Source organism: Streptomyces sp. NBC_00996, assembly GCF_045162675.1.
Classification (GTDB): Bacteria; Actinomycetota; Actinomycetes; order Streptomycetales; family Streptomycetaceae; genus Streptomyces.
Genome location: NZ_CP108723.1, coordinates 2609466 through 2635230 on the forward strand (window position 1 = coordinate 2609466; position 25765 = coordinate 2635230).

Annotated in this window: 20 protein-coding genes; 6 read left to right on the forward strand and 14 right to left on the reverse strand. The window is 69.6% G+C overall.

Translation table 11 applies throughout. The features are described 5' to 3' along the window. The first annotated feature begins 1 nt into the window (after window position 1). From zwf to pgl, 3 genes are read left to right on the forward strand one after another with little or no spacing between them, the layout of a single operon-like run. Window positions 2-1525 (forward strand): glucose-6-phosphate dehydrogenase, encoded by a 1524-nt coding sequence (zwf, locus tag OG390_RS12450; RefSeq protein ID WP_406167461.1) that lies wholly within the window; start codon window positions 2-4, stop codon window positions 1523-1525. After that, a complete protein-coding gene (gene opcA / locus OG390_RS12455; protein WP_406167462.1) occupies window positions 1522-2544 on the forward strand; it encodes a glucose-6-phosphate dehydrogenase assembly protein OpcA in 1023 nt (340 codons plus the stop codon). Before zwf ends, opcA begins: the two co-directional genes overlap by 4 nt. After that, entirely contained in the window at window positions 2541-3323 is a 783-nt protein-coding gene (gene pgl / locus OG390_RS12460; RefSeq protein WP_406167464.1) for a 6-phosphogluconolactonase, read from the forward strand. The genes opcA and pgl overlap by 4 nt, the downstream gene beginning before the upstream one ends. Before the next feature lie 177 nt (window positions 3324-3500). Here the strand turns inward: pgl and OG390_RS12465 are convergent, their stop codons facing one another. The 5 genes from OG390_RS12465 to OG390_RS12485 form a co-directional block, all read right to left on the reverse strand. Then, window positions 3501-4340 carry a carbohydrate ABC transporter permease gene (locus OG390_RS12465; RefSeq protein WP_399077731.1) on the reverse strand — a complete coding sequence of 280 codons (840 nt, stop codon included), beginning with the start codon at window positions 4338-4340 and terminating at the stop codon, window positions 3501-3503. Then, window positions 4337-5695 (reverse strand): ABC transporter permease subunit, encoded by a 1359-nt coding sequence (locus OG390_RS12470; RefSeq protein ID WP_406167466.1) that lies wholly within the window; start codon window positions 5693-5695, stop codon window positions 4337-4339. The genes OG390_RS12465 and OG390_RS12470 overlap by 4 nt, the downstream gene beginning before the upstream one ends. A gap of 5 nt (window positions 5696-5700) precedes the next feature. Continuing rightward, complete coding sequence (locus OG390_RS12475; RefSeq protein ID WP_406167468.1) at window positions 5701-7026, reverse strand: ABC transporter substrate-binding protein; 1326 nt, start codon at window positions 7024-7026, stop codon at window positions 5701-5703. Between the two features lie 97 nt (window positions 7027-7123). Further along, window positions 7124-8797: a glycoside hydrolase family 13 protein gene (locus tag OG390_RS12480; protein WP_406167470.1), complete on the reverse strand. Its 1674-nt coding sequence runs from the start codon at window positions 8795-8797 to the stop codon at window positions 7124-7126. Between the two features lie 163 nt (window positions 8798-8960). After that, window positions 8961-10235 carry an ABC transporter substrate-binding protein gene (locus OG390_RS12485; RefSeq protein ID WP_406167472.1) on the reverse strand — a complete coding sequence of 425 codons (1275 nt, stop codon included), beginning with the start codon at window positions 10233-10235 and terminating at the stop codon, window positions 8961-8963. A 154-nt stretch (window positions 10236-10389) separates the two neighbouring features. On the opposite strand from OG390_RS12485, the gene OG390_RS12490 reads away from it, so the two are divergent. From OG390_RS12490 to OG390_RS12500, 3 genes are all read left to right on the forward strand, one after another. Beyond that, the gene (locus OG390_RS12490) at window positions 10390-10905 is read left to right on the forward strand and encodes a PadR family transcriptional regulator (RefSeq protein ID WP_406167474.1); all 516 of its coding nucleotides are present in this window, start codon (window positions 10390-10392) and stop codon (window positions 10903-10905) included. Continuing rightward, the gene (locus OG390_RS12495) at window positions 10902-11672 is read left to right on the forward strand and encodes an ABC transporter ATP-binding protein (RefSeq protein ID WP_406167476.1); all 771 of its coding nucleotides are present in this window, start codon (window positions 10902-10904) and stop codon (window positions 11670-11672) included. Before OG390_RS12490 ends, OG390_RS12495 begins: the two co-directional genes overlap by 4 nt. 339 nt (window positions 11673-12011) lie before the next feature. Next, the gene (locus OG390_RS12500; protein ID WP_406167478.1) at window positions 12012-14303 is read left to right on the forward strand and encodes an ABC transporter permease; all 2292 of its coding nucleotides are present in this window, start codon (window positions 12012-12014) and stop codon (window positions 14301-14303) included. A 6-nt stretch (window positions 14304-14309) separates the two neighbouring features. Here the strand turns inward: OG390_RS12500 and OG390_RS12505 are convergent, their stop codons facing one another. The 9 genes from OG390_RS12505 to OG390_RS12545 all read right to left on the reverse strand — a co-directional run bounded on the left by OG390_RS12505 (window position 14310) and on the right by OG390_RS12545 (window position 25730). After that, window positions 14310-15257: a hypothetical protein gene (locus tag OG390_RS12505; protein WP_406167480.1), complete on the reverse strand. Its 948-nt coding sequence runs from the start codon at window positions 15255-15257 to the stop codon at window positions 14310-14312. Between the two features lie 117 nt (window positions 15258-15374). After that, the gene (pgi, locus tag OG390_RS12510; RefSeq protein WP_406167482.1) at window positions 15375-17027 is read right to left on the reverse strand and encodes a glucose-6-phosphate isomerase; all 1653 of its coding nucleotides are present in this window, start codon (window positions 17025-17027) and stop codon (window positions 15375-15377) included. A 68-nt stretch (window positions 17028-17095) separates the two neighbouring features. After that, window positions 17096-18376, reverse strand: coding sequence for an MFS transporter (locus tag OG390_RS12515; protein ID WP_406167484.1), 1281 nt, complete (start codon window positions 18374-18376; stop codon window positions 17096-17098). A gap of 152 nt (window positions 18377-18528) precedes the next feature. Next, the gene (locus OG390_RS12520) at window positions 18529-18864 is read right to left on the reverse strand and encodes an RNA polymerase-binding protein RbpA (RefSeq protein WP_003957010.1); all 336 of its coding nucleotides are present in this window, start codon (window positions 18862-18864) and stop codon (window positions 18529-18531) included. Between the two features lie 236 nt (window positions 18865-19100). Further along, the gene (gene secG, locus OG390_RS12525; protein WP_107440227.1) at window positions 19101-19337 is read right to left on the reverse strand and encodes a preprotein translocase subunit SecG; all 237 of its coding nucleotides are present in this window, start codon (window positions 19335-19337) and stop codon (window positions 19101-19103) included. 110 nt (window positions 19338-19447) lie between these two features. Then, entirely contained in the window at window positions 19448-20224 is a 777-nt protein-coding gene (gene tpiA, locus OG390_RS12530; RefSeq protein ID WP_399077752.1) for a triose-phosphate isomerase, read from the reverse strand. 5 nt (window positions 20225-20229) lie between these two features. After that, window positions 20230-21441, reverse strand: a complete 1212-nt coding sequence (locus OG390_RS12535; protein ID WP_399077754.1) for a phosphoglycerate kinase — start codon at window positions 21439-21441, stop codon at window positions 20230-20232. A gap of 128 nt (window positions 21442-21569) precedes the next feature. Further along, window positions 21570-22580: a type I glyceraldehyde-3-phosphate dehydrogenase gene (gap, locus tag OG390_RS12540; protein WP_399077756.1), complete on the reverse strand. Its 1011-nt coding sequence runs from the start codon at window positions 22578-22580 to the stop codon at window positions 21570-21572. 192 nt (window positions 22581-22772) lie between these two features. Continuing rightward, window positions 22773-25730, reverse strand: a complete 2958-nt coding sequence (locus OG390_RS12545; protein ID WP_406167488.1) for a M14 family zinc carboxypeptidase — start codon at window positions 25728-25730, stop codon at window positions 22773-22775. Window positions 25731-25765: the final 35 nt, after the last annotated feature.

The following is a 25765-nucleotide window of genomic DNA, read 5'->3' on the forward strand; positions in this document are numbered from 1 at the left end:
CTTGTCAAGCAGCAATCCGCTGCGTGACCCCGCAGACCGACGGCTCCCGCGTATCGCGGGGCCGTCGGGCCTGGTCATTTTCGGCGTCACGGGCGATTTGTCACGTAAAAAGCTGATGCCCGCCGTGTACGACCTCGCCAACCGGGGTCTGCTGCCACCGGGCTTCTCACTCGTCGGCTTCGCACGCCGTGAGTGGGCCAACGAGGACTTCGCCCAGGAGGTCCATGACGCGGTCAAGGAACACGCCCGGACGCCCTTCCGCGAGGAGGTCTGGCAGCAGCTCGTCCAGGGCATGCGCTTCGTGCAGGGCACCTTCGACGACGACGACGCCTTCGAACGGCTGCGCTCGACCATCGACGAGCTGGACAAGGCACAGGGCACGGGCGGCAACTTCGCCTTCTATCTCTCCGTGCCGCCGTCCGCCTTCCCGGTGGTCATCAAGCAGCTGAAGAAGCACCGCCTGGCCGAGCAGTCGGACGGCTCCTGGCGCCGCGCGGTCATCGAGAAGCCCTTCGGCCACGACCTCAAGTCGGCCGAGGAGCTCAACGCGGTCGTCCACGAGGTCTTCGCGCCGGACCAGGTCTTCCGCATCGACCACTACCTGGGCAAGGAGACCGTCCAGAACATCCTGGCGCTCCGCTTCGCCAACACGATGTTCGAGCCGATCTGGAACCGGTCCTTCGTCGACCACGTGCAGATCACGATGGCCGAGGACATCGGTATCGGCGGCCGCGCCGGCTACTACGACGGCATCGGCGCCGCCCGGGACGTCATCCAGAACCACCTGCTCCAGCTGATGGCCCTCACGGCCATGGAGGAGCCTGCCTCCTTCGGCGCGGACGCGCTCGCCGCAGAGAAGACCAAGGTGCTCGGCGCCGCCAGGCTGCCGAAGGACCTGGGCAAGAACACGGTCCGGGGGCAGTACGCGGCGGGCTGGCAGGGCGGCGAGAAGGTCGTCGGCTACCTCCAGGAAGACGGCATCGACGCCAAGTCGAAGACCGACACGTACGCCGCGATCAAAGTGGAGATCGACAACCGCCGCTGGGCGGGCGTCCCCTTCTACCTGCGCACCGGCAAGCGCCTCGGACGCCGCGTCACCGAGATCGCGGTCGTCTTCCAGCGCGCCCCGCACTCCCCCTTCGACCACACGGCGACGGAGGAGCTGGGCCAGAACGCGATCGTCTTCCGCGTCCAGCCCGACGAGGGCGTCACGGTCCGCTTCGGCTCCAAGGTGCCCGGCACCTCGATGGAGATCCGGGACGTCTCGATGGACTTCGCGTACGGCGAGTCCTTCACCGAGTCGAGCCCGGAGGCGTACGAGCGCCTGATCCTGGACGTCCTGCTGGGCGACTCGAACCTCTTCCCGCGCACCGAGGAGGTCGAGCTGTCCTGGAAGATCCTCGACCCGATCGAGGAGTACTGGGACAAGCACGGCAAGCCCGCGCAGTACCCCGCGGGCACGTGGGGCCCCGTCGAGGCGGACGAAATGCTCGAGCGAGACGGACGGAGCTGGCGTCGCCCATGAAGACCGATCTCACGGACACCACGGCCAGCAAGATCAACAAGGCGCTCGTGCAGGGCCGCCGCGCCATCGGCACGCCCGCTGTCGGCATGGTGCTCACCCTCGTCATCGTCACCGACGAGGAGAACGCCTACGACGCACTGAAGGCCGCCAACGAGGCCTCTCGCGAGCACCCCTCGCGCACCCTCGTGGTCATCAAGCGCGTCTCGCGTTCGCCCCGCGACCGCACGAAGTCACGCCTCGACGCCGAGGTGCGGCTCGGCGCGGAGGCCGGCACCGGCGAGACGGTGGTGCTGCGCCTGTACGGCGAGGTCGTCAACCACGCCCAGTCGGTCGTCCTGCCGCTGCTGCTGCCGGACGCGCCGGTCGTCGTCTGGTGGCCTGTGAACGCGCCGCTCGACCCGGCCAAGGACCCGCTCGGCGCGCTCGGCCAACGCCGCGTGACCGACACCTACGCGGCCGAAGCGCCGGTACGGGAGCTGAGCGCCCGCGCCGACGCCTACACGCCGGGTGACACCGACCTCTCCTGGACCCGCATCACGCCCTGGCGCTCGATGCTGGCGGCGGCCCTGGACCAGGTCATCTGCGAGGTGGACGCGGTCGAGGTGGAGGGCGAGGAGTTCAACCCGAGCTGCGAGCTGCTCGCCATGTGGCTCGCGGACCGCCTCGACGTGCCCGTCAAGCGCTCTGTGTCCTCCGGTCCCGGCCTCACCGCCGTCCGACTGGACACGAGTTGCGGCCCGATCGTCCTGGACCGCGCCGACGGCTCCCTGGCGACCCTGTCCATCCAGGGGCAGCCCGACCGCGCGGTGGCGCTCAAGCGCCGCGAGACGTCCGAGCTGATCGCGGAGGAGCTGCGCCGCCTCGACCCGGACGACACGTACGCGTCGGCACTGCGCTACGGGGTGGACCGGCTGAACCCGTCGGAGACGGAGGCCTCCGCCTCCGGGACGACCGCGACGAAGGCCCCCGCCAAGGCTCCGGCCAAGAAGGCTCCCGCGAAGAAGGCGGCCGCAAAGTGAGCACTCCGCAGCTCGTCGTCCACCGCGACAAGGAGCTGATGGCCCAGGCCGCCGCGGCCCGGCTGATCACGAAGATCGTGGACGCGCAGGCCTCGCGCGGCTACGCCTCGGTCGTGCTCACCGGCGGCCGCAACGGCAACGGCCTGCTGGCCGCGCTGGCCGCCGCGCCCGCGCGGGACGCCATCGACTGGGGCCGCCTCGACCTGTGGTGGGGCGACGAGCGGTTCCTGCCCGCGGGCGACCCCGACCGCAACGACACGCAGGCCCGTGCGGCGCTGCTGGACTCGGTGCCGCTGGACCCCGCGCGGGTGCACCCGATGCCGGTGTCCGACGGTCCCTACGGCGCCGACGTGGACGCGGCGGCGGAGGCGTACGCCGCCGAGCTCACGAAGGCCTCCGGGCCCGAGAACCACGGGTCCGTGCCGACCTTCGACGTCCTGATGCTGGGCGTCGGGCCCGACACCCACGTGGCCTCGCTCTTCCCGGAGCTCCCCGCGGTGCGGGAGACGGAGCGGACGGTGGTCGGCGTACACGGCGCACCGAAGCCCCCGCCGACCCGGATCTCCCTCACCCTCCCCGCGATCCGCTCCGCCCGCGAGGTGTGGCTGCTGGCAGCGGGCGAGGACAAGGCCCAGGCCGCGGCGATCGCCCTGTCGGGCGCGGGCGAGGTACAGGCTCCGGCAGCGGGCGCCCACGGCCGCTCCCGCACCCTGTGGCTCCTGGACGCGGCAGCGGCTTCCCAGCTGCCGCGATCCCTGTATCCGCCGGCTTCGGCCTGAGCCCGGAAGGTAGGGGCGGCGGGGTTTGTTTCGCCCCCGCCGCCCCTACCCGTTCCCGTACCTGGAGGCTGTCGCCCCCAGACCCCCGCTCAACAGATTGCGCCGTTCCCCGCGCCCTTGAAGAACTGCGGGGCAAGCCCCCACCGACCCGCAGTCGCCAGGCCGGCATGGGCCGGGTCACTTCACCGACCCGGCCATCACGCCTTGCACAAAGTGCCGCTGGAAGGCGAAGAACACGACCACCGGCACCACCAAAGACAGAAACGCGCCGGGCGCCAGCACATCGATGTTGCTTCCGAACTGCCGTATCTGCGACTGGAGTTCAACCGTCAGCGGCTGCGAGGAGCTGTCGGCGAAGAGCAGTGCGACCAGCATGTCGTTCCAGACCCAGAGGAACTGGAAGATGGCGAGGCTCGCGATGGCCGGCCGCCCCACCGGCAGCACGAGCCGGGTGAAGATACGCCACTCGGTGCCGCCGTCCATGCGCGCCGCCTCCAGCATCTCCCGAGGCATCTCCGCGAAGTAGTTGCGCAGCAGGAAGATCGCGAACGGCAGCCCGTACGACACGTGGAAGAGGACGACACCCGGAATCGTGCCGAACAGGCCCAGCTGGCCGAAGAGTTTGGCCACCGGGAGCAGACCGATCTGCACCGGCACCACCAGCAATGCGACCACCAGCAGGAAGAGCGGTTCGCGCCCCGGGAAGTCCAGCCATGCGAAGGCGTATCCGGCGAGCGCGGCGAGCACGACGACGAGGAAGGTCGCCGGGACGGAGATCAGTACGGTGTTCCAGAATGCCCGTGTCATCCCCGAATTGCCCAGCAGCGCCGAGTAGTTGTCGAAGGACAGCTGCCCGGGGCTCTTCAAAGCGGTCCACCAGCCCCCCTTCGCCGTGTCCTGGGCGGATCGCAGCGAGGACAGGAAGAGTCCCGCGAGCGGGGTCAGCCACACCAGTCCCACGACGACGAGAAACGCCTGCACCAGGCTGTTGCCGAGCCCTCGCCTGAGTGCGTTCATCGTTGACTCCCTCGGAAACGGCGGACGTTGATGACCATGGCGGGGATCACCAGGAGCAGGAGCAGCACCCCGAGTGCGCTGCCCAGGCCCTGGTTGTTGCCGCCGCCGAAGGACACCAGCCACATCTGGGTGGCCAGTACGGTGGCGTCCTCCTGCACTGGGCCCGGCGCGATGATGTAGACGAGGTCGAAGACCTTCATCACGTTGATGACCAGCGTCACGAAGACCACGGTGAGGACGGGCCCGAGCAGCGGGACGGTGATCCGGCGGAAGATCTGCCACTCGTTCGCCCCGTCGATCCGGGCCGCCTCCAGGGCGTCGCGCGGCAGCGCGGCGAGCCCCGCGCCGATCAGGACCATGGCGAAGCCGGTCCAGATCCACAGGTAGGCGCCGATGATGGCGGGCGTGACGAGCGCGGGGCCCAGCCAGGAGACGCCCTGGTACGGCGGGGCGAAGTTCGACGCGGGCAGCCGCACGGTGTACGAGCCCGAGCCGAGGCTCCGGAAGCGGAAGGAGCCGTCGTCCGCGGTGGTGGTGCTCGCGACGGTCTTCCCGTCGCGCACCGCCTCGACCTTCATCTCCGGCAGCCCGCTCTCCTGCCGGTCGACCTTGCCCTGCTGCCCTCCCCCGCCGCGGGTGAAGTCCAGATAGGCGACGCCGCGTATCTCGTCGGCGGACGCCTTCTGGGCCGCGGCCGGATAAGCGGGCCGCGCGCCCTGCGGCAGGTCCTTCGGGAGTACGCCGACCAGGCCGAGGTCGACGGTGTGGCCGGGGGACGCGGCAGCGGTCGTACGGTACGAGCCGTCGGCGCCCTTGGTCAGGCCCTGGCCGTCCCGGGCGCGGGCGGTCGGGTACGACGAGGTCCCCTTGAAGGCGTCGTGCACGGAGACGACGGCGGCGTTCAGAACGCCCTTGTCCGGATCCTCGTCGTAGGCGAGCCGGAAGATGATGCCCGCGGCGAGGAAGGAGACGGCCATCGGCATGAACAGCAGCAGCTTGAACGCCGTTGCCCAGCGCACCTTCTCGACGAGAACGGCGAGGATCAGGCCGAGCCCGGTGAGCAGAGCCGGTGCGACGACCACCCAGATCGCGGTGTTGCGGACGGCCTTGAGCGTGACGGGGTCACGGAACATCTCGGTGTAGTTGTCGCCGCCCACGAACCGGGTGCCGGAGGCGTCGAAGAAACTGCGGCCCACCGAGAACAGCACCGGGTAGACGACGAGCGCGCCGAGCAGGAGCAGGGCGGGGAAGACGAAGGCGAGGGCGATGACGCGGCCGCGTCGCCGGGCCCGCCGCCGGCGGTCGGCCATGGTGGCCGGCGGCGGGCTCGCCTCTTTGAGGAGCGTGGCGGTCATGACGATCAGCCCTGGTATGCCTTGGCCGCCGCGCTCTCGAGCTTGGCCGCGGTCCCCTTCGGGTCGGACGGGTCGCGCAGGAAGTCCTGGAGGAGCTTCCACTCACCGGCGCCCTTGGTGCCGCCGAACGCGGCAGGGGCCTGGTCGGACATGTCGAAGCGGACCGAATCCCCGGCGGCGACAAGGGACTTGGCGGTCTCGCGGGTGACGTCGTCGCCGTAGGAGGAGAGGTCGAGCTTCTTGTTCGGGGAGAGGAATCCGCCCGCCTTGGCCCACACCGCCGACGCTTCGGGGGTGGCCAGGTACTCCAGGAACTGCATGGCGGCCTTCTGGTTCTTGCCGTCCTTGAGGACGACGGCCGCGTCGCCGCCGCTGACCACGGGCGCCTTGCCGCCGCCGACCGCGGGGAAGGGGAAGAAGTTGGCGTCCTCGCCGATCTTCTTGCCGAACTGGTCCTTGGCGACCCCGGCCACGAAGTCGCCCTCGTAGACCATGCCGGCCTCGGGCTTGGGCCCGAAGACCTTCTCGACGGAGCCGGGGAAGTCGGTGTTCAGCGCCTCCTTCCGACCGCCGGCTATCAGCTGCTTGTCCTTGAAGAGCTTGCCGAGGGTGGTGAGGGCCTCGACCACGGTCGGGTCGGTCCACTTGATCTTGTGGGCGGCCAGGGCGTCGTACTTCTCGGGTCCGGCCTGGGAGAGGTAGATGTTCTCGAACCAGTCGGTGAGCGTCCAGCCGTCCTGTCCCGCGACGGAGAAGGCCGCGAGGCCCGATTCGGAGACGGTGTGTCCGGCCTTCAGCATCGCGTCGTACGTCGTCGGCGGCTTGACGCCCGCCTGGTCGAGGGCGTCGGGGCTGTACCAGACTGTCGACTTGTGGGCGGCCTTGAAGTACAGGCCGTACAGGGTGCCGTCGACGCTGCCGTAGTTCTTCCACACGCTCGCGTAGTTGCTGTCGACGGACTGCTCGGTGGTCTTGGACAGCGGCTTGAGCCAGCCCTCCTTCGCGAACTGCTGGAGCACACCGACCTGCGGGACCATCACCACGTCGGGGGCGTTGCCGCCCTCGATCTTGCTGCCGACGACGGTGGAGACATTGTCGCCGGTGGACATGAACTGGGTCTTGGCGCCGGTCTTCTCGGTGAAGGCGTCCAGGACCTTCTGGAAGTTCTTCTGCTCACTGCCGGACCAGACACCGGCCACGGTGATCGTCTGGCCGCTGAGCGACTTGCCGCCACCGCCCGCGGCGACGGGGCCGCCACCACAGGCGGTGGCGCCGAGGGCGAGGGCGAGGGCGGTGCAGCTCGCGAGCAGGGTCGTACGTCGTCGCATCATCGTTGATGTCCCTTCGAGGGCGGGGAAACTGACGGGTAAATGACGGGCAATCGGCCATCAGGAGGGATGGGGCTCACGCGTCGGTGGGTCGTGGGGCTCAGGGGTTGGTGCAGTCGCTGATCCACCAGGCGGCCGTCGAGCCGGGCAGGACGCCGGGCGCGCAGGGGCCGCTGGACAGCAGCGGGGTGCCGGACACCGGCGCGGGCGTGGGCGCCGTACCGAAGTTGACGGCGCAGACCAGGCCGTCACCGCGGACGAAGCCGAGGACGCCGGGCTGGGTGTCCAGCCAGCGCAGTACGCCTTCGCCCAACTGGGGCAGTCCCGCGCGCAGTTGGAGTCCGTCGCGGTAGAGGTGCCAGAAGGACCGGGTGTCGGCGAGCGCGCGGTCGGTGGCGTACTCGGCGAAGTAGGCGGGCTGCGGCAGCCACGGCTTGGCGCTCTCGACGCCCGAGGTGAAGCCGAACGGCGAGGCATGTCCCGACCAGGGCAGCGGCACCCGGCAACCGTCGCGGATCCTGGCGCGGCTGCCGGTCCGGCGGAAGATCGGGTCGGTGAGCACGTCGTCGGGCAGGTCGACGACCTCGGGCAGCCCGAGCTCCTCGCCCTGGTAGATGTACGCGGCTCCGGGCAGCGCAAGCATCAGCAGCGCGGCGGCGCGGGCGCGGGCGGCGCCGAGGCCGCTGCCCTCGGTGCCGAGCTCGCCGTACCGGGTGACGGTACGGACCTGGTCGTGGTTGTTGAGCACCCAGGTGACCGTCGAGCCGGTGCCCGCGATGTCCTGCATGGCCTCGGATATGACCTTGCGGAAGGCGTCGGCGTTCCACGGCGCGCTGAGCAGGTCGAAGAAGAAGGCCTGGTGCAGCTCGTCGTGGCGTACGTACTGGGCGTGTTCGCGGGCGGTCGGCACGGAGACCTCGCCCACGAGCAGCCGCTCTCTGCCGTCCCGGTCGGTGTACTCCTCGCACACCGACCGCCAATGGCGCCAGACGTCGTGCACCTCGGGCTGGTTCCAGGCGAGCGGGTTGACCGAGTCGCGGGTGCGGGCATCGGCCTCCGGGTCGGGCGAGTCCGGCAGGTCGGGGTGCTTGTAGAGCCCGGCGGCCACGTCGATGCGGAAGCCGTCGACTCCCCGGTCGAGCCAGAAGCGCAGCGCGTGGTCGAAGTGGGTACCGACCTCGGGATTGCGCCAGTTCAGGTCGGGCTGCTCGGGCGTGAACATGTGCAGGTACCACTGGCCGGGCGTGCCGTCCTGCTCGGTGACCCGGCTCCAGGCGGGGCCACCGAACATGGCGTGCCAGTTGTTGGGCGGCTCGGCCCCGTCCGGGCCCCGGCCGTCGGCGAAGTGGAAGCGGCCGCGGGCCGCGCTGCCCGGCGCCGAGACCAGTGCCTCCTGGAACCACGGGTGCTCGCTGGAGCAGTGGTTGGGGACGATGTCCAGGAGCACCTTGACGCCGAGGCGCCGGGCGTCCGTCATCAGCAGGTCGAACTCGGCGAGGTCGCCGAAGAGCGGGTCCACGTCGCAGTAGTCGGCGACGTCGTAGCCGTGGTCGTGCTGCGGCGAGGGGTAGAAGGGGCTCAGCCAGATGCCGTCGACCCCGAGCTTCTTCAGATACGGCAGTCCGGCCCGGACTCCGGCGAGATCGCCGATGCCGTCCCCGGTGCTGTCCAGAAAACTCCGGACGTACACCTGGTAGATCACTGCGTCGCGCCACCAGCGGTGCGTGTTGAGCTTCACCCGTTGACCTGTCTGTGCGTGCCTCCGGTTATGCATGCATGTTAAGTAGGCGTGTCGCAGGGGTGTCAACGAGTGGGCTTTACGCATCTGGAAGTTGGGTCTTTATATGCTGACTTTTTCACCCGTGGAGGTCGAAGTTGAGATGAGCGCGTTACCTAACATGTAACTAGGGGCCGTCGAGTGCGGCGAAAAGGAGGGCTCAGCCCCGACGTGAGATGTCCGCCAGCTCGCGGGCCAGCCGGCGCACCGCTGCCTCGGGCGTCTCGTGCCCGGTCAGCGCGTCGTGCACGACGGCCTGCACGGCCAGGCTGACCTGGTCGTACCGGGGACTCTTGGGGCGCGGCGCCGCCGCGAGGACGCTCGCGCGCAGCGTCGGGAGATACGGGAACTCCCGGATCAGCGCCGGGTCCTGGTAGAGGTCGGCCCGTACGGGCGGCAGCGCGCCACGCGTGAGGACCTGCCGCTGCACCCGCTCACTGGTGAGGTACGCGATCAGGCGCGCGGCGGAGTCGGGGTGCCGGGCATGCGCGTTGACCGCGAGATTGGAGCCGCCGAGCACGCTCGTTCCCGGCCCGTCGGGGCCGGGCAGCGGCACCGCGCCAACCTTCCCGGCGACCTCCGAGCCCTTGGCGGAGGCGCTGACGTAGGCGTACGGCCAGTTGCGCAGGAAGAGGAGATGACCGTCCTGGAAGGCCTGTTTGGACTCCTGTTCCTTGTACGTCAACGCCTTCTTCGGGATCCAGCCGTCGCGCACGCCGTCCGCGAGGAAGCCGATGCCCTCGCGGGCCGCCGCGGAGTCGACCGTGACGCGCTCGCCCTCGTCGCCGAGGATCGTGCCGCCCGCCGAGTAGACCGCCTCGGCGGCGTTCACGGTGAGCCCCTCGTAGGGCAGGAACTGGCCTGCGTAGCCGTCGAGTCCGTACTTCGGCGCGATGGTCTTCGCCTGTTTCTCCAGCTCGGCCCAGGTGCGCGGGGGCGCCACACCCTCCTTGGCCAGGATGTCCTTGCGGTAAAGGAGGAGGCCGGCGTTGGTGACATACGGGACGGCGTACAGCCTTCCGTCGTACCTCGCCGTGTCCACCACGGGCTGTAGGAAGCCACCGAGGGGGAAACGGGCGCGCGGCAGTGGGGAGATCCAGCCCGCGGCGGCGAACTCCGAGGTCCAGGCGACGTCGATGTTGAGGACGTCGAAGCGGCTCCGGTCGCCGCCACGCAGGTCGGTGGTCATCTGCGCGTGGGTCTCGTCCGCGGAGTCCGGCAGTTCGACGAGGGTGACCTTCTCGCCGGGGTGGGTGCGGTTCCAGCCGTCGAGCAGCGGACCCAGGTAGTTGGTGAGGTCACCGGCGGTGGCCAGGGTGAGCGGTCCGCGGCCGTCGCCGTGCGCTCCGTCCTCGCGCGCGCCCGAGGCGACGTAACCGGACAGGACCACCGCCGCGACCAGGAGGCCCCTACCGGCGGCGCGTATCCACCGCATAGGTTCCTCCCTGTACACCGGCACCGAGCACCTTCGCCCGGAGTCAGAGGCCATGTATACCTGTTAGGTATGGGCGATACTAGGGCCTGCGGCACATTGGCCTCGGGCACGTGGGCCTGCGGCACATTACAAGGAAGCGGGGAGGAGAGCACGAGTGCGGCTGTCCCTCCTGGCCCTGCTGGCGCGCAGACCCGCCCATGGCTACGAGCTCAAGCAGGACCTTGAGCAACTGCTGGGTGCCGCGTACCCTCAGCCGAACGTCGGCCAGATCTATGTGACGCTCAGCCGCCTCGAGAAGTCGGGACTGATCGCGGGCGAGGAAGTCGAGCAGTCGAGCCGACCCAACAAGAAGATCTATCACCTCACCGACGCCGGGCGTGAGGCGCTGCGCGCCTGGTACGAGGAGGCGGCGGACGAGCCGCGCGTACGGGACGAGTTCTTCATGAAGCTCGCGCTCGCACCGCAGACCGGTCTCGCCGATCAGATCGCCCTGATCAACAAGCAGCGGCGCCAGTATCTGAACACCATGCGCGATCTGTCGAAGCTCGCCGCGGCCGAGGACCGGGACAACCGCATCTCCCAGCTGCTCATCGAGGGCGCCATGCTGCATCTGCAGGCCGATCTCGACTGGCTGGAGCGCTGCCAGGAGGAGTTGGAGGAGCTGGAATGAGCCGCACCCCTCCTTCGCCACGCGCCGAGGACGCCCCCGTGCTGCGCGCCGAGGGCCTGGTCAAGACCCACTACGGCGAGGGTGCGCCCGCGCATGCCGTACGCGGCGTGGACCTCGCCGTGCAAAAGGGCGAGTTCGTGGCCGTCACGGGCCCGTCCGGTGCCGGGAAGTCGACCCTGCTGCATCTGCTCGGCGGGCTCGAGCGACCGGATTCCGGCAGCGTCTGGCTGGACGGCGAGTGCACGGACGCGTACAGCGAGGCACGCTGGGCGGTCGAGCGTCGGCGTCGCATCGGCATCGTCTTCCAGTTCTTCAACCTGGTGTCGAACCTGTCGGTCGCCGACAACGTCGAACTGCCCGCCCTGCTCGCCGGGGTCTCCCCCAAGCAGGCGCGCGCCGAGCGCGAGGGGCTCCTCGCCGAGCTGGGTCTGGAGGGCAAGGAGCGCAGCATGCCGGGCGAACTGTCCGGCGGCGAGCAGCAGCGCGTCGCACTCGCGCGGGCCCTGGTCAACCATCCGCCGCTGCTGCTCGCCGACGAACCCGCGGGCAGCCTCGACAGCAAGGGCACCCGCGAGGTGACCCGGCTGCTGTCCCGCTTCCACCAGCGCGGCCAGACCATCCTGCTGGTCACGCATGACGCGCGGCTCGCGAGCGCCGCGGACCGGGTGATCAGCTTCTTCGACGGCCGCATCGCCGACGACGCGGCGCTCGACGGGACACCGTCGCGGGGCGTGGGGATATCCGGCGTGCTGGAACTGAAGGACTGAGCCGCCGTGCGCAAGCCTCTGTCGAAGACCTGCTCCCCCCTGTCCAAGCCTCTCGCCGGGACCTGGGCCCTCGTACGCGAGCTCCTGCCGATGCCCTCTTCCCTCGCACGTCAGCCCCTACGCATGCGTCCTTCCCTCGCACGCCAGCCCCTGACCATGCACTCTCCCCTCGCACGTCAGCCCCTACGCATACGTCCTTCCCTCGCACGCCAGCCCCTGACCATGCACTCTCCCCTCGCACGTCAGCCCCTACGCATGCGTCCTTCCCTCGTGCGCGAGGTACGTGACCCCCTGCCGATGAACCGTTCCCTCGTGCGCGAGCCGAGAGGCTGAACCGGGATGCGAGCCACTCTGCGCTGGGCGCACGCCGATCTGCGGACGCATCGCGGCGAAGCGCTGTTCATCGTGCTGGCCACCGCCGGGATCGTCGCCTCGCTGCTGCTGGCCACGGCACTCTTCGGGTACGCGACCAACCCCTGGCAGCGCGTCTTCACCCAGTCGCACGGTGCGCACGTGTGGATCCACACCGGCCCGTCGGCCGACGCACCGAGGCTCGCCGACCTGGACGGAGTCGAGTCCGTAGCGGGCCCATACCCCACCACCGCCGCCACCGTGGAGTCGCGCGGCACCCGCGCCTCCATCGAACTGCGCGGCGCCGTCGAGCCTCCCTCGATCGGTCGCCCGCTGCTCACCTCCGGCCGCTGGCTCGACCCCGCCGCGCCGGACGGCGTGGTCCTGGACAGCAGCCTCGCCCAGGCGCTGTGGGCCGAGCCGGGCGACACCCTCACCGTGCCCGGCACCGCACGGACCCTGACCGTCCTGGGCGTCGCCGACAGCGCCGAGCCGCACTACAGCCCCGGCGAGCACTCGGGCCTCGTATGGGCGCTCCCGTCCGCCGTGCAGCGCACCGCCGGGCGCGCCGGCCAGGTGATCGGGCTGCGGCTGACCAATCCCGACGACACCGACTACGCCGTCCAGCGGGCCGTCACCCTCCTCGGCGCCGGAGCGGTCACCGAGGTCTCCCCCTGGCAGCAGGCACGGGCCGAGGCACAGGGCGACAACCGGCTGCTGGGGCAGGTGCTGGGCCTGTTCGGCCTCGGCGCGCTGCTCGCCGCCGCGCTCGCCGCGCACGGTGCGATCGGCACCCGTATCCGCGGCCATCTGCGGGACATCTCGGTGCTGAAGGCGATCGGTTTCACCCCCGGCCAGGTGGTGCGCATCTTCCTGCTCCAGCACGTGGCGTTCGCGCTGCTGGGCGCTGTGCTCGCCGCCGCGCTCTGCGAGACGCTGGGCAGCCGGATTCCGGGACGTCTCGGCGACGCGGTCGGCGTATGGCAAGGGCTGCCGGGGCACACGGCGGCCCTCGTCGCGATACCCGTGGCCGCGGTGCTGTTCATCGCCGCGACGACCGGACTCGCCGCGTGGCGCGCCGGACGGGTGCCGCCGGTGCCGGTGCTGCGGGCCGCCGCGCCGATCGGCGGAAGGTTGTCGGGCCTGGCGCGCGGGGCGCTCGGGCTGCGGGTGCCGTCCGCTCTGGTCCTGGGCTGGCACAAGGCGTTCACGCGACGGCCGCGCTCGCTGGCCACCGTCGCCCGTCTCACCCTGCCGCTGCTGCTCATCGTGGTGGCCATGAGCGCGTGGACCACCATCGACCGCTTCCACAGCAGGCCCGAGCAGATCGGTCTGGCGGCCGCGCTCACGGTGCGGGCGGACGAGAGCCTGAGCGATCCCGACGTGCGGGCCCTGCTGGCCCAGAACCCGCAGGTCACCGCCGTCCACCCGGGCGTGGAGGTGGCCGCGCTCGTCCCCGGCCAGACGGGCACGATCGCTCTGCGCGGCCTCGGCACCCACCAGGATCCCTACCCCTTCTCGCTGGCCGAGGGCCGCCCCGCGCGCGGACCCGACGAGGCGGTGGCAGGTCAGGGACTGCTCGATCTGCTGGACGTGCGCGTCGGCGACTGGGTGCGAATAACGGTGGGCGCTCAGCCGCAGATCCTGCACATCGTGGGCCGCAGCATCGAGCCGGAGAACGGCGGCCGGGTCATCTCGACCTCGCTCGACACCCTCCGCGAGAACGACCCCGCCCTCCGGCCGACCCTCTACCAGCTCCAGCTGCGTCCCGGCGCCGACCCGCACAAGGTGGCCACCGAGCTGGCCACGGCCGCGCACGGACGCTTCGACGTGCACACCGTGACCAACCCGGCCGACGGGCTCTCGCCCCTGCGCGGGGTCGTCGTCGGGCTGATCGCCGTGCTGGCCCTGATCGGGCTCATCGAACTGCTCACCGCGATCGGCGGCACCGTGCGCGAGGGCGAGCGGGATCTGCTGGCGCTGAAGGCGATCGGGCTGACTCCGCGGCAGATCACCGCGGTCACCGTGACGGCGACAGGGTGCACGGCCCTGGCAGCGGTCGTCGTCGGGACGGCACTGGGGGTGCCCCTCGCGCACTGGCTGATCGACGCCCAGGGCAGGTCGAGCGGCATCGGCGCCGGCATCGCCCAGGAGCCGTCCCCCGCGCTTCTTCTGCTGTTCGGCTCGGCCGCTGTGCTGGGCGCCGCCGGACTCGCCGCCCTGCCCGCGGCGCGAGCGGCCCGACGGCGACTGGCGGACACCCTGAGCGCGGTGGCCTGAGCCCGGTCAGGACCCGTACGGCCCTTGGCCGAAGGGGTACGGGGGCAGGTTTTGCGGCGTCCCCGGCCCATAGGGGTTGCCCTGCGGGTTCGGGGCGTACGGATGTCCCTGTGGAGGGTACGGATGTCCCTGTGGCGGGTACGGGGCGTACGGGTTCCCGGGCGGATACGGATTCCCCTGCGGCGGCACGAACCCGTTGGGCGTCGGGTACGCCGGCGGTTGCGCCGGGCGCGGCGCTGGCAGTGTCGCGGGATGGGCGCCCAGCCGGATCCCGTACCGGCGGCGGAGCCGGTTCATCTCCAAGGCCGCTATGCCCGTGACCGTCACCGGCGCGCCCAGGATGAAGACGATGCCCATCTTGAAGCTGAGCCCGTGCAGGTCGCCCGTGAGCAGGTCCGGGAGCGCCATCAGCCATGTCGTCACCGTGGCGAGCAGCGGCGGCAGGCACCGGTGGACGGCGGCCGTACCGAAGAAGTTCCCGGACACCTGCACCGCTCCGTAGGCCACCATGCCGGTCAGCCAGAGCGCCGTGAAGCCGAGCGGCACCAGCCAGAAGCCGCCGAGCATCGTCGTCGCCTGCCACAGGAACACCAACCCGACGACCGAGCCGATGAAGAACAGCAGCAGCTTGAGCGAGTTGACGAGCGGCACCCGCAGCTGGCGGACGGTCCCGGTACGCCGCCACACGAAGAGCATCACGCCGACCGTCAGCGGCGTGATGAACAGCACGACGACGGACGCCGTCAGCATGTTCTCCAGCACTTCTTCGAAGTTGAACTTGCGCTGCACGAAGGTGTACACGCCGAAGGCCGCGACCGCTCCGGCGATGATGCGTACCTTCTTGAGCCGATCCACGGACGGATCGACCGATTCCGGGATCCACGCCGGGTGGTACAACGCCTGCGCCACCTGTTTCGGCTGCAGGATCGAGCGCACCGTCAGCCCGTCACTCATCCAATTCCCGCGCGTACCGGCCAACTTCCACTCCCCCGAGTCGCCGCCGCGTGATCGTCGGGGAGTCTACGGGAAGCGGACGGACTCCCGCCGCCCGCTTCCCACACCCCGGCTCGCCTACCGGCCGCGCAACTCACGGTACTTGGCGACCAGCGCCTTGGTGGATTCGTCCAGCCCCGGCACCTCCGCGCCCTCCGTCAGGGCCGGCTCGACGCGCTTGGCGAGGACCTTGCCGAGCTCGACGCCCCACTGGTCGAAGGAGTCGATGTTCCAGATCGCGCCCTGGACGAACACCTTGTGCTCGTAGAGGGCGACCAACTGGCCCAGGACGGACGGAGTCAGCTCCCGCGCGAGGATCGTCGTCGTCGGGTGGTTGCCCTTGAACGTCTTGTGCGGCACCAGCTCCTCGGCCACGCCCTCGGCGCGCACCTCGTCCGGCGTCTTGCCGAAGGCCAGCGCCTGGGTCTGCGCGAAGAAGTTCGCCATCAGCAGGTCGTGCTGGGCGACCAGACCCGGCAGCAGATCGACCACGGGCTCCGCGAAGCCGATGAAGTCGGCCGGGATCAACTTCGTGCCCTGGTGGATGAGTTGGTAGTACGCGTGCTGCCCATTGGTGCCCGGCGTGCCCCACACGACCGGCCCGGTCTGCCACTCCACCTGGCGCCCGTCGCGGTCCACCGACTTGCCGTTGGACTCCATGTCCAGCTGCTGCAAGTACGCGGTGAACTTGGACAGGTAGTGCGAGTACGGCAGCACGGCGTGCGACTGGGCGTCGAAGAAATTGCCGTACCAGACGCCCAACAGGCCAAGCAGCAGCGGCACATTGGATTCGGCGGGCGCAGTGCGGAAGTGCTCGTCGACGAGATGGAACCCGTCGAGCATCTCCCGGAAGCGGTCCGGACCGATGGCGATCATCAGCGACAGGCCGATCGCCGAGTCGTACGAGTACCGCCCGCCGACCCAGTCCCAGAACTCGAACATGTTGGCCGTGTCGATACCGAAGTCCGACACCTTCCCGGCGTTCGTCGAGAGCGCCACGAAGTGCTTGGCGACGGCCTCCTGACCGGCTTTCAGCTCGGTCAGCAGCCAGTCGCGCGCCGAGGTCGCGTTGGTGATCGTCTCGATGGTGGTGAACGTCTTCGAGGCGATGACGAACAGCGTCTCGGCCGCGTCCAGATCCCGCACTGCCTCGTGCAGGTCGGCGCCGTCCACGTTCGACACGAAGCGGACCGTCAGATCCCGGTCGGTGAAGGAGCGCAGGACCTCGTACGCCATGGCCGGACCGAGGTCGGAGCCGCCGATGCCGATGTTCACGACGTTCTTGATGCGCTTGCCGGTGTGTCCGGTCCACGCACCCGAACGGACGCGCTCGGCGAAGTCGGCCATCTTGTCCAGCACCGCGTGCACCGCGGGGACGACGTTCTCGCCGTCGACCTCGATGACCGCGTCGCGCGGGGCGCGCAGCGCGGTGTGCAGCACCGCGCGGTCCTCGGTGACATTGATCCTCTCGCCGCGGAACATGGCGTCCCTCAGCCCGAAGACGTCGGTCGCCGCGGCGAGGTCGCGCAGCAGCCGCAGCGTCTCGTCGGTGACCAGGTGCTTGGAGTAGTCGACGTGCAGATCGCCGACCTGGAGGGTGTAGCCGGAGCCGCGCCCGGGATCGGTCGCGAACAGGTCCCGCAGATGGGTGTCCCGGAACTCCTCGCGGTGCTTGGCCAGAGCGGTCCACTCGGGCGTCTGGTTGAGCCTGGTACGGCTTTCTGCGTTCATCTCGGACTTCCGCCTCTTTCCTGCGTGTGCTGCGTACCTTGCCCCGCTGCCGGTCCCAACCTAATTGATCAGGGCTTGACGTGAGCTGTCGTAGCGCCGTCGTCCGGCTCAACAACAGATACGTCCGGCTTGAGCGCAGGTATCAGCGAGGTGACGGCGAGGGCGAAGAGCACGGCCGCGAAGAGTGCCGGACCGTTCAGCCCGTACACCCCCGCCACGGCACCGCCCAGCAGGGCGCCGAGCGGGGCCCCGGAGGTCGAGGCCGTGCGGAACGCGGAGCTGATGCGGCCCACCATGGATTCCGGGCTGCGCTGCTGCATCAGCGTGACCTGGTTGACGTTCCACACCATGTTCATCGCGCCGAGCGGCGTCATGCCCACGAGGAGTGCGCCCAGGTGACGGACGGTGCCCATGAGCACCAGGGACGACGTCTGGACGCACCCCGCCAGGAGCAGGCTGCGGGCCCGCCCGATCCGGTGGGCGACACGCTGGGCGACACGCTGGGCGACGAAGCCGCCGGAGAAGCTGCCCGCCGCGTACGCCGTCATGGCAGCCGCGTATCCCGCGTTCCCCGTGTGCAGCCAGCGCGTCACGTGCAGCACCAGCGTGGCGATGAGGGCGCCCATGCCGATGTTGCACAGCAGGGTGGCCGTACACGTCGCCCGCAGCACCCGGTCGCGCCGCAGGGCGCGCAGCCCCTCGCCGATCTCGGCGCGCAACGTGCTCCCGGCAGGACGCGGCTCCCGCTCGGGCGCCCGTATCCGCAGGGAGGCCACGAGCGCGGCGGCGAGCAGATAGGTGGCCGCGTCCGCCGTGAACGGCATGGCGGCCCCCACGGTCAGCAGCAGCGGCACGAAGGGGCCCGCGAGCAGGCCTCCGGCGAGCTGCTGCCCGGTCATCAGCCGCGCATTCGCGCTGCCCAGGGCCTCGCGGGACACGAGGGACGGCAGCAGGGCCGTCGAGGCATTGTCGAAGAGCGTCTGGAGGGTGGTCAGGGTGAAGGCGAGGGCGATCAGCAGGACGACCGACGCGTGCCCGAGCCCGACGGCCAGCGCGAAGCAGGCCACCAGTGAGCCACGTACGGTGTCCACGGCCCACATCGCCCGGCGCTGGTCCACCCGGTCGGCGATCGCCCCGCCGAGCAGGCCGAAGAGAAGCCATGGGAGATAGCCGCAGGCCGTCACTGAGGCGATGACGAGCGGATCGTCGGTGAGCCGCACGGCGAGCAGCGGCAGCGCGGCGGTGCGCAGGGCGTCCCCGAACCGCGACACCACGGCCGCGGTCCACAACCGCCCGAATCCCCCGCGCCACGCGGGCGCCCGCACGCCCGCCGCGTCCGTCGTCGTCACAACGCCCCCTCCGGTTCCGCCACTTCAAGAACCGTAGAGGGCACCACTGACAATCGGCCTCGGCGATCCGGCCACGGTCGGCCGCGCGCCGCGAGAGCCGTACGAAACGGCTCCGGCCAGGCGCCCGCAGGCGCCCGGCCGGTTCTCAACTTCTAGATCTCGCCCCGCAGTTTGGCGAGCGCCTCGGCGAGGATCGCCTCGCCGTCCGCGTCGCTGCGTCGCTCCCGTACATACGCGAGGTGCGTCTTGTACGGCTCGGTGCGCGGCGGGTCCGGCGGGTTGTCCCGGTCCTGTCCGGCGGGGAAGCCGCAGCGCGGGCAGTCCCAGGTGTCGGGAACCTGCGCGTCGCTGGCGAAGCTGGGCTGCGTCTCGTGCCCGTTGGAGCACCAGAAGGAGATGCGCAGCCGGGGTGCGGACTCGCCGCGCTCGGCCTCGCCCATCGGCCCCGCCCCGACCCGGCTTCCTCGGATCGCGTTGCCACTTGCCACGGTCGTAACTCCCTGCGTGATGGTGCCGCGAAGCGAGTCGGCGTGACGCTTCGCTGCGAGCGCCTCAGTCTACGTAAGGCCCAACGCGCGTCCAGTGATTGGAGTTACACCCCCGCCTCTAGACGCAAGCCCCATGATAGGCCGCACCCGAGGGCGCGTACCGGACATGGGGCCTTACGTGCGGAATGTGCTTGCGTAATGTGCAGTTGTGCTGCCGTACCGATGTCAGCCGGTGATCAGTTGTTGACCTTCATCAGGATGCCGAGCACGACAATGCAGGCGAACCAGAGCAGACCGATCACCAGGGTGATGCGGTCGAGGTTGCGCTCGGCGACCGAGGAGCCGCCGACGGACGACTGCATGCCGCCACCGAACATGTCGGAGAGGCCGCCGCCCTTCCCCTTGTGCATCAGCACCAGCAGCATCAGCAGCAGGCTGAAGACGATCAGGGCGATCGAGAACCCCAAAACCACGGCTGGACCAACTTCCTCGGAACTGGATGGACGACGGGGGCCGGGTGGCACTCCACCTGGCCCCCGCAAGGGTACGACGGATCGCCGCTAGCGCATACTCACTGCTCGGCTCACTGGTCGCGGAACCGGACGATCTTGACGAACTCGTCGGCGTCCAGCGAGGCGCCGCCGATCAGGGCGCCGTCGATGTCGGCCTTCGCCATGATCTCGGCGACGTTCCCGGACTTCACCGAGCCGCCGTACTGGATACGGACCTGGTCGGCCAGCTCCTGCGAGTACAGCTCGGCGAGCTTGCCACGAATCGCCGCGCAGACCTCCTGGGCGTCGTCGGCGCCGCAGACCTTGCCGGTGCCGATGGCCCAGACGGGCTCGTAGGCGATCACGATCGACTCGGCCTGCTCGGCCGGGAGGCCCTTGAGACCGCCCTCGACCTGCGCGAGCGTGTGCGTGACGTGGTTGCCCGCCTCGCGGACCTCCAGCTCCTCTCCGACGCACAGGATCGGGGTCAGACCGTGCTTGTAGGCGGCCTTGACCTTGGCGTTCACCAGCTCGTCGGTCTCGTGGTGGTACTGCCGGCGCTCGGAGTGCCCGATCGCGACGTACGTGCACTTCAGCTTGGCCAGCATCGGGCCGGAGATCTCTCCGGTGTAGGCGCCGGAGTCGTGCGCCGAGAGGTCCTGCGCGCCGTACTTGATCTTGAGCTTGTCGCCGTCGACCAGGGTCTGCACGGAGCGCAGGTCGGTGAAGGGCGGCAGGACGGCGACCTCGCAGGCCTCGTAGTCCTTGTCGGCCAGGGCGAAGGCGAGCTTCTGGACGTGCGCGATGGCCTCGAGGTGGTTGAGGTTCATCTTCCAGTTGCCCGCCATCAGCGGCGTGCGCGTGCTCATTGAGGTCAGTCCTCCAGTGCGGCGAGGCCGGGGAGCGTCTTGCCCTCGAGGTATTCGAGGGAGGCGCCACCGCCGGTCGAGATGTGGCCGAATGCCGTCTCGTCGAAGCCCAGGATGCGAACGGCCGCGGCGGAGTCGCCACCGCCGACGACCGTGAAGGCCTGGGAGTCGAGAAGGGCCTGGGCGACCGCCTTGGTGCCCTCGGCGTAGTCGGGGTGCTCGAAGACGCCCATGGGACCGTTCCAGAAGACGGTGGCCGCGTCGGCGAGCTTCGAGGCGTACAGCTTGCGGGTCTCAGGACCGATGTCGAGACCCTCCTGGTCGGCCGGGATGGCGTCCGCGGCGACGGTCGTGGGGTTGGCCGGGGCCTTCGTCTTCAGGTCCGGGAACTCCGTGGAGACGAGGACATCGACCGGGAGGACCAGCTCCACGCCGTTCTTCTCCGCGCGCTCCATGTACTCCTTGACGGCCGGAATCTGGTCCTCCTGGAGAAGGGAGATGCCGACCTCGTGGCCCTGGGCCTTGAGGAAGGTGTACGCCATGCCGCCGCCGATGAGGAGACGGTCGGCCTTGCCGAGGAGCTGGTCGATCACGGCGAGCTTGTCCGAGACCTTGGCGCCGCCGAGCGCGACCACGTAGGGGCGCTTGACGTCCTCGGTGAGCTTCTTCAGGACGCCGACCTCGGTGGCGATGAGGTAGCCGGCGTAGTGCGGCAGGCGTGCCGGGAGGTCGTACACGGAGGCGTGCTTGCGGTGCACGGCGCCGAAACCGTCGCCCACGTAGACATCGGCCAGGGCGGCGAGCTGGTCGGCGAACTCGCCGCGCTCGGTGTCGTCCTTGGACGTCTCACCGGCGTTGAAGCGCAGGTTCTCGATGACCGCGACCTGGCCGGACTGCAGGCCGTTCACTGCGTCGTGAGCGGCGGGGCCGACGGTGTCCTGGGCGAACGCGACGGGCGCGCCGAGGAGTTCACCGAGGCGCTCGGCGGGCTGCAGCAGGGAGAAGGCCGGGTCCGGGGCACCCTTGGGGCGGCCCAGGTGCGAGGCGACGACCACCTTTGCGCCCGCGTCCGCGAGGGCCTTGACGGTGGGCAGAACGGCGCGGATGCGGCCGTCGTCGGTGATGAGGCCGTCGGCCAGTGGCACGTTCAGGTCGGCGCGGACGAAGACCCGCTTGCCGTCCACGCCTTCGGCGAGAAGTTCGTCGATCGTCTTCATGAGTGGGCTCCTAGGAAAGCTCTTGTGATCCGAGAGGGCTGATCGATCAGTACGCGGCACAGGGCTCGGGCAGCGCGGCCTTGCGCTGCCCGAGCCCTGTGCTCACATCGAGGTGCCTGCTCTGGGACTTAGAGCTGGTTGCCGACGAAGACCGTGAGGTCGACGAGGCGGTTGGAGTAGCCCCACTCGTTGTCGTACCAGCCGAGGATCTTCACCGAGTTGCCCTCCTGGACCATGGTCAGGGAGGAGTCGAAGGTGCAGGAGGCCGGGTCGCCGACGATGTCCGAGGAGACGATCGGGTCCTCGGTGTAGGACAGGTAGCCCTTGAGGTCACCGTCGTCGGAGGCCTTCTTGAACGCGGCGTTGACCTCGTCCTTGGTGACCTCGCGCTGCAGCGTCACGACCAGGTCGGTGGCCGAACCGGTCGGGACCGGGACGCGCATGGCGATGCCGTCCAGCTTGCCCTTGAGCTGCGGGAGGACCAGGGCGGTGGCCTTGGCGGCACCGGTCGTGGTCGGGATGATGTTCTCGGCGGCGGCGCGGGCGCGGCGCAGGTCCGAGTGCGGGAAGTCCAGGATGCGCTGGTCGTTCGTGTACGCGTGGACCGTCGTCATCAGGCCCTTGACGATGCCGAAGTTCTCGTCGAGCACCTTGGCCATCGGCGCCACACAGTTGGTGGTGCAGGAGGCGTTGGAGATGACATGGTGGTTCGCCGGGTCGTACTTGTCCTGGTTGACGCCCATCACGATGGTGATGTCCTCTTCCTTGGCCGGAGCCGAGATGAGGACCTTCTTGGCGCCGCCGGCGATGTGCTTCTCGGCGTCGGCCTTCTTCGTGAAGATGCCGGTCGACTCGATGACGATGTCGACCCCCAGCTCGCCCCACGGGATGTCGGCGGGGTTGCGCTCGGACAGAACCTTGATGGTGTGGCCGTCGACGGTGATCGTGTCGGCGGTGTGCGACACCTCGGCCTTGAGACGGCCCAGGATGGTGTCGTACTTCAGCAGGTGAGCGGTGGTCGCGGTGTCACCCAGGTCGTTGACAGCCACGATCTCGATGTCAGCACCCTGCTCCAGCAGCGCGCGGAAGTAGTTACGACCGATGCGGCCAAAGCCGTTGATGCCTACGCGGATCGTCACGAACCGATCTCCTCGTTAGGTACGCCGACTCAGACGCCGGCGAGTTTGTATGGGATGTCCCCGACCGCCTACGACCCTACCTCCCTGAGGCGCCCGCGGTGACATCCAGATGCCCCATACACGACACGGCGTTCCGTACCCACCAGTAGGGGTACGGAACACCCTCCTTGTTGACGAGTGCGTCACTCACAGTCAGCGTGTCAGTGCCGCTAGCGCCTTCTTGACGAGGGCCGTGCGATCGGCCGCCGCGGTGACGTGCTCCAGACCGAAGCCCAACAGCACGGTGTCGTCCGTGGTGACCCCTCCGTATGTCTTGAACAGCTCCCCGTAGCGCGCCCAGTCTTTGAGGACGGCCGGGCTGCCCGCGGGCGGTCCGGGGACGCTCCAGGGGCCGAGGGAGGCCTCGAAGCCCTCCGCCTCGGTGGCGGTGCCGCCGACGACGAGGGAGGCATTGTCGACAAGGAGACCGTGGCCGCCCGCGCTCGGGTCACTGATGTAGCTGAACGAGACCTCGATCGACTTGCCGGCGTACGCGCTCAGGTCGAAGTTGACCTGCTGCCAGCCGCTGGAGGCGCCGGTGAAGCTGTTCCAGGACCCGCTGGTGCCGGTGTTGGCGCAGCCGGCGGAGCCCACGGTCAGGTACCGCTTGAGGGACGGGTGCTCCCTGACGAGGAAACCGGCCTCGCACTCCGCGGGGACCGCGTTGCTGGTGGCGCCGCCCGCCTCGGGGAGCGTCGTCCAGTCGTCCGCCCCGGTCGTGTGGACTTCGAGCACCGCGTGGTCGTAGCCGGGCTCGGTGTCCCACAGGAGCTGGGAGCGCAGCGTCGGCTTGTCGGCCGCACCGACACCGGTGAGGTCGATCGTGCGGGTGAGGCGCTTGTAGGCGTCGTCCGTGTGAACCGCGGCGGCCATGTAGGAGCCCGCGTAGGGCCCGTACGGGTTGACGGTCCCGGCGAACTGCCCCGCTCCCGCACTCGACCCGAACTGTGGGTACTGCGCGGCGGGCAGCGAGTCCGAGGTGACGCCGTAGGTGCCCGCCGCGTTCAGCGGGTTGCCGGGCGCGTCGCCGAGCGCCCCCGTGAAGCCGGCGAGCTTCCCGGAGCCGGTGTAGCCGGTGGCCCCCGGAGTCGACGTACGGGAGTAGGCGCCCAGGTAGTACTGGCTGAAGTCGTTCGACAAGGTGCCGCCGCCGAGGTCGACGCTGCCGCCGGCCGGCTCACCCGCCTCGATCAGCTTGCCGCCCTCATTGAGGAAGGCGCGCAGCTGGAGCTGCGTGGCGTTGCCCGGCCGTACGGCGCCCGTGTAGTGGACGACCGTCTTGAAGTGGTCGAGCACGCCGAGCGTGTCCGGTGCGCCCAGGGTCGCGACGTCCCAGACCAGGGGCTTCCTGCCGTTGGCCTTCAGCGCGTCGACGTAGGCCTGCGCCTGTGTGGCGGTCGCGCCCTCTTCGGCGACCACGAGCGTGTCGGCGCGCGGCCGTTCGGCCACGGTGTACGTGAAGTGCGTGCTGGAGGTGGGCTTCCCGCTCTTCGTCTCGCCGGTGAACCAGACCTCGACCTTGTCGCCCGGGTCGCCGTCCCGGACCTTGGCGCGGTACTCGTCGAAGTAGAGATTGTCCTTGCCGCCGTAGGTCTCGCCGCCCTTCCATGCCTTGAGCACCATGTCCTGCGTACGGCCGCCGTTGACGCGGTACTTGAGCTCCTTGTCGCGTACGGACTTGCGTACGACGACGGAGACCTCCTGGTCGGCGCCGCGGGAGTACGACGTGGAGAAGGCGGCCGGGGTGAAGTCGGGGGCGTCGATACCGACCGAGGAGGACGGCCGGTCGGGGTGGGCCGCGGTCTCGGCGACGGAGAGCGCGAAGGGGATGTTCTTCTCGAACTCCTGCTCAATCAGCTTCTCGTCGTCCGGGAAGGTGAAGACCGAGGCGCAGTCGGCCGCGTTCCAGGCGTCGCCCGGGTCGAGGTTCGACGCGGTCTGGCAGGTCGACATCTCAGGGGTGAACATCGCGATGCCGTTGACGTTGCCCGCGTGGCCGTCCGCCTCGCCGTTGGTGGTGTAGAGCTCCGAGGAGACCTGCGGGTGGTAACCCGGGATCGCCGAGTTCTCAGGGGTTCCGGCGAGCGCCTTGTAGAGCACGTCGTCCGGGGTCGGCGTCGCCACCTGCCAGCCCACTCCGTAGAGGAGCAGCTCGGCGGCGGAGTGGTAGTTGATGCCGTAGGTGAAGCCGATGCGCTTCTCGAAGGCGTCGAGGGCCTTGGTCTCGGGCTCGGAGCCGGGGCTCGTGCCGCGGTAGGTCTCGCTGGTGGGGTTGGGGGACGAACCTTCGTCGTCGTAGCCCCACTTGTAGGCGAAGTTGCGGTTGAGGTCGACGCCGTCGCCGGTGGAGATCGCGCCGTCGCCGTTCACGTCCCGCAGATTCTTACGCCACTGGCGCTCGTCCGTGCCCTTGAACGTGTAGTCGTAGCCGTCCGGATTGGCCGACAGAACGAACCACAGCTCGGTGGAGTCGACGATCTTCTTGATGCGCTTGTTCGTCGCATAGTTGTCCAAGTAGTAGTGCATCAGACGCCGCGTCATCTCGGGCGTGATCCACTCGCGCGCGTGCTGGTTGGACATGTACAGCACCGACGGCTTGGCGCCGTCCTTGCTCCTCTTGGCGCCCCTGGTCAACTTGAGCGCCAGGATGTCCTGGCCGTTGACGGTCTTGCCGATGGAGACGACCTTGGTGAGATCGGGGTGTTCCTGACCGGTCCTGACGATCTCCTCCTGGAGATCGCCCTTTCCGCTGTACGGGCGGAACACGCCCTGGGCCGCGTCCTCGACGCGGTCCTCGGCCTTGGCGGAGAGCGTGTGCTCGGTGAGCTCGACGCCCTGCTTCTTGAGCTTCTTGGCCTGCTGGTCGGTGACGTAGACCTCGACGGTGCTCTTGCCGTTCTTCCAGGTCGTGTCGCCGAGTTCGTGGCCGTCCTGTCCGGCCGCGAGCAGCAGGGGTATCTGCTGCTTCGTGACCTCGGCGCGGAACACCTTCACGGCGTTCGCGTCGGGCTTGGGTGAACTGCCGCTCTGCGCCTGGGCGATGGGCGCTGTGCCCGCACCGCCCAGCAGGAGCGCGCCGGTAGCGAGGATCGCTCTCGCTCTTCGTCTCATGAGCCCCCCCTTGCACTGGTCCGCCACAGCAGCGA

Bases quoted from the DNA above. Each gene is read 5' to 3' on its own strand.
- opcA (WP_406167462.1), top strand. From the start codon at position 1,522: ATGAAGACCGATCTCACGGACACCACGGCCAGCAAGATCAACAAGGCG.
- OG390_RS12480 (WP_406167470.1), bottom strand. From the start codon at position 8,797: ATGCATAACCGGAGGCACGCACAGACAGGTCAACGGGTGAAGCTCAAC.
- OG390_RS12470 (WP_406167466.1), bottom strand. From the start codon at position 5,695: ATGACCGCCACGCTCCTCAAAGAGGCGAGCCCGCCGCCGGCCACCATG.
- OG390_RS12535 (WP_399077754.1), bottom strand. From the start codon at position 21,441: ATGAAGACGATCGACGAACTTCTCGCCGAAGGCGTGGACGGCAAGCGG.
- tpiA (WP_399077752.1), bottom strand. From the start codon at position 20,224: ATGAGCACGCGCACGCCGCTGATGGCGGGCAACTGGAAGATGAACCTC.
- OG390_RS12500 (WP_406167478.1), top strand. From the start codon at position 12,012: ATGCGAGCCACTCTGCGCTGGGCGCACGCCGATCTGCGGACGCATCGC.
- OG390_RS12505 (WP_406167480.1), bottom strand. From the start codon at position 15,257: ATGAGTGACGGGCTGACGGTGCGCTCGATCCTGCAGCCGAAACAGGTG.
- OG390_RS12495 (WP_406167476.1), top strand. From the start codon at position 10,902: ATGAGCCGCACCCCTCCTTCGCCACGCGCCGAGGACGCCCCCGTGCTG.
- OG390_RS12485 (WP_406167472.1), bottom strand. From the start codon at position 10,235: ATGCGGTGGATACGCGCCGCCGGTAGGGGCCTCCTGGTCGCGGCGGTG.
- pgi (WP_406167482.1), bottom strand. From the start codon at position 17,027: ATGAACGCAGAAAGCCGTACCAGGCTCAACCAGACGCCCGAGTGGACC.
- OG390_RS12465 (WP_399077731.1), bottom strand. From the start codon at position 4,340: ATGAACGCACTCAGGCGAGGGCTCGGCAACAGCCTGGTGCAGGCGTTT.
- OG390_RS12545 (WP_406167488.1), bottom strand. From the start codon at position 25,730: ATGAGACGAAGAGCGAGAGCGATCCTCGCTACCGGCGCGCTCCTGCTG.
- OG390_RS12475 (WP_406167468.1), bottom strand. From the start codon at position 7,026: ATGATGCGACGACGTACGACCCTGCTCGCGAGCTGCACCGCCCTCGCC.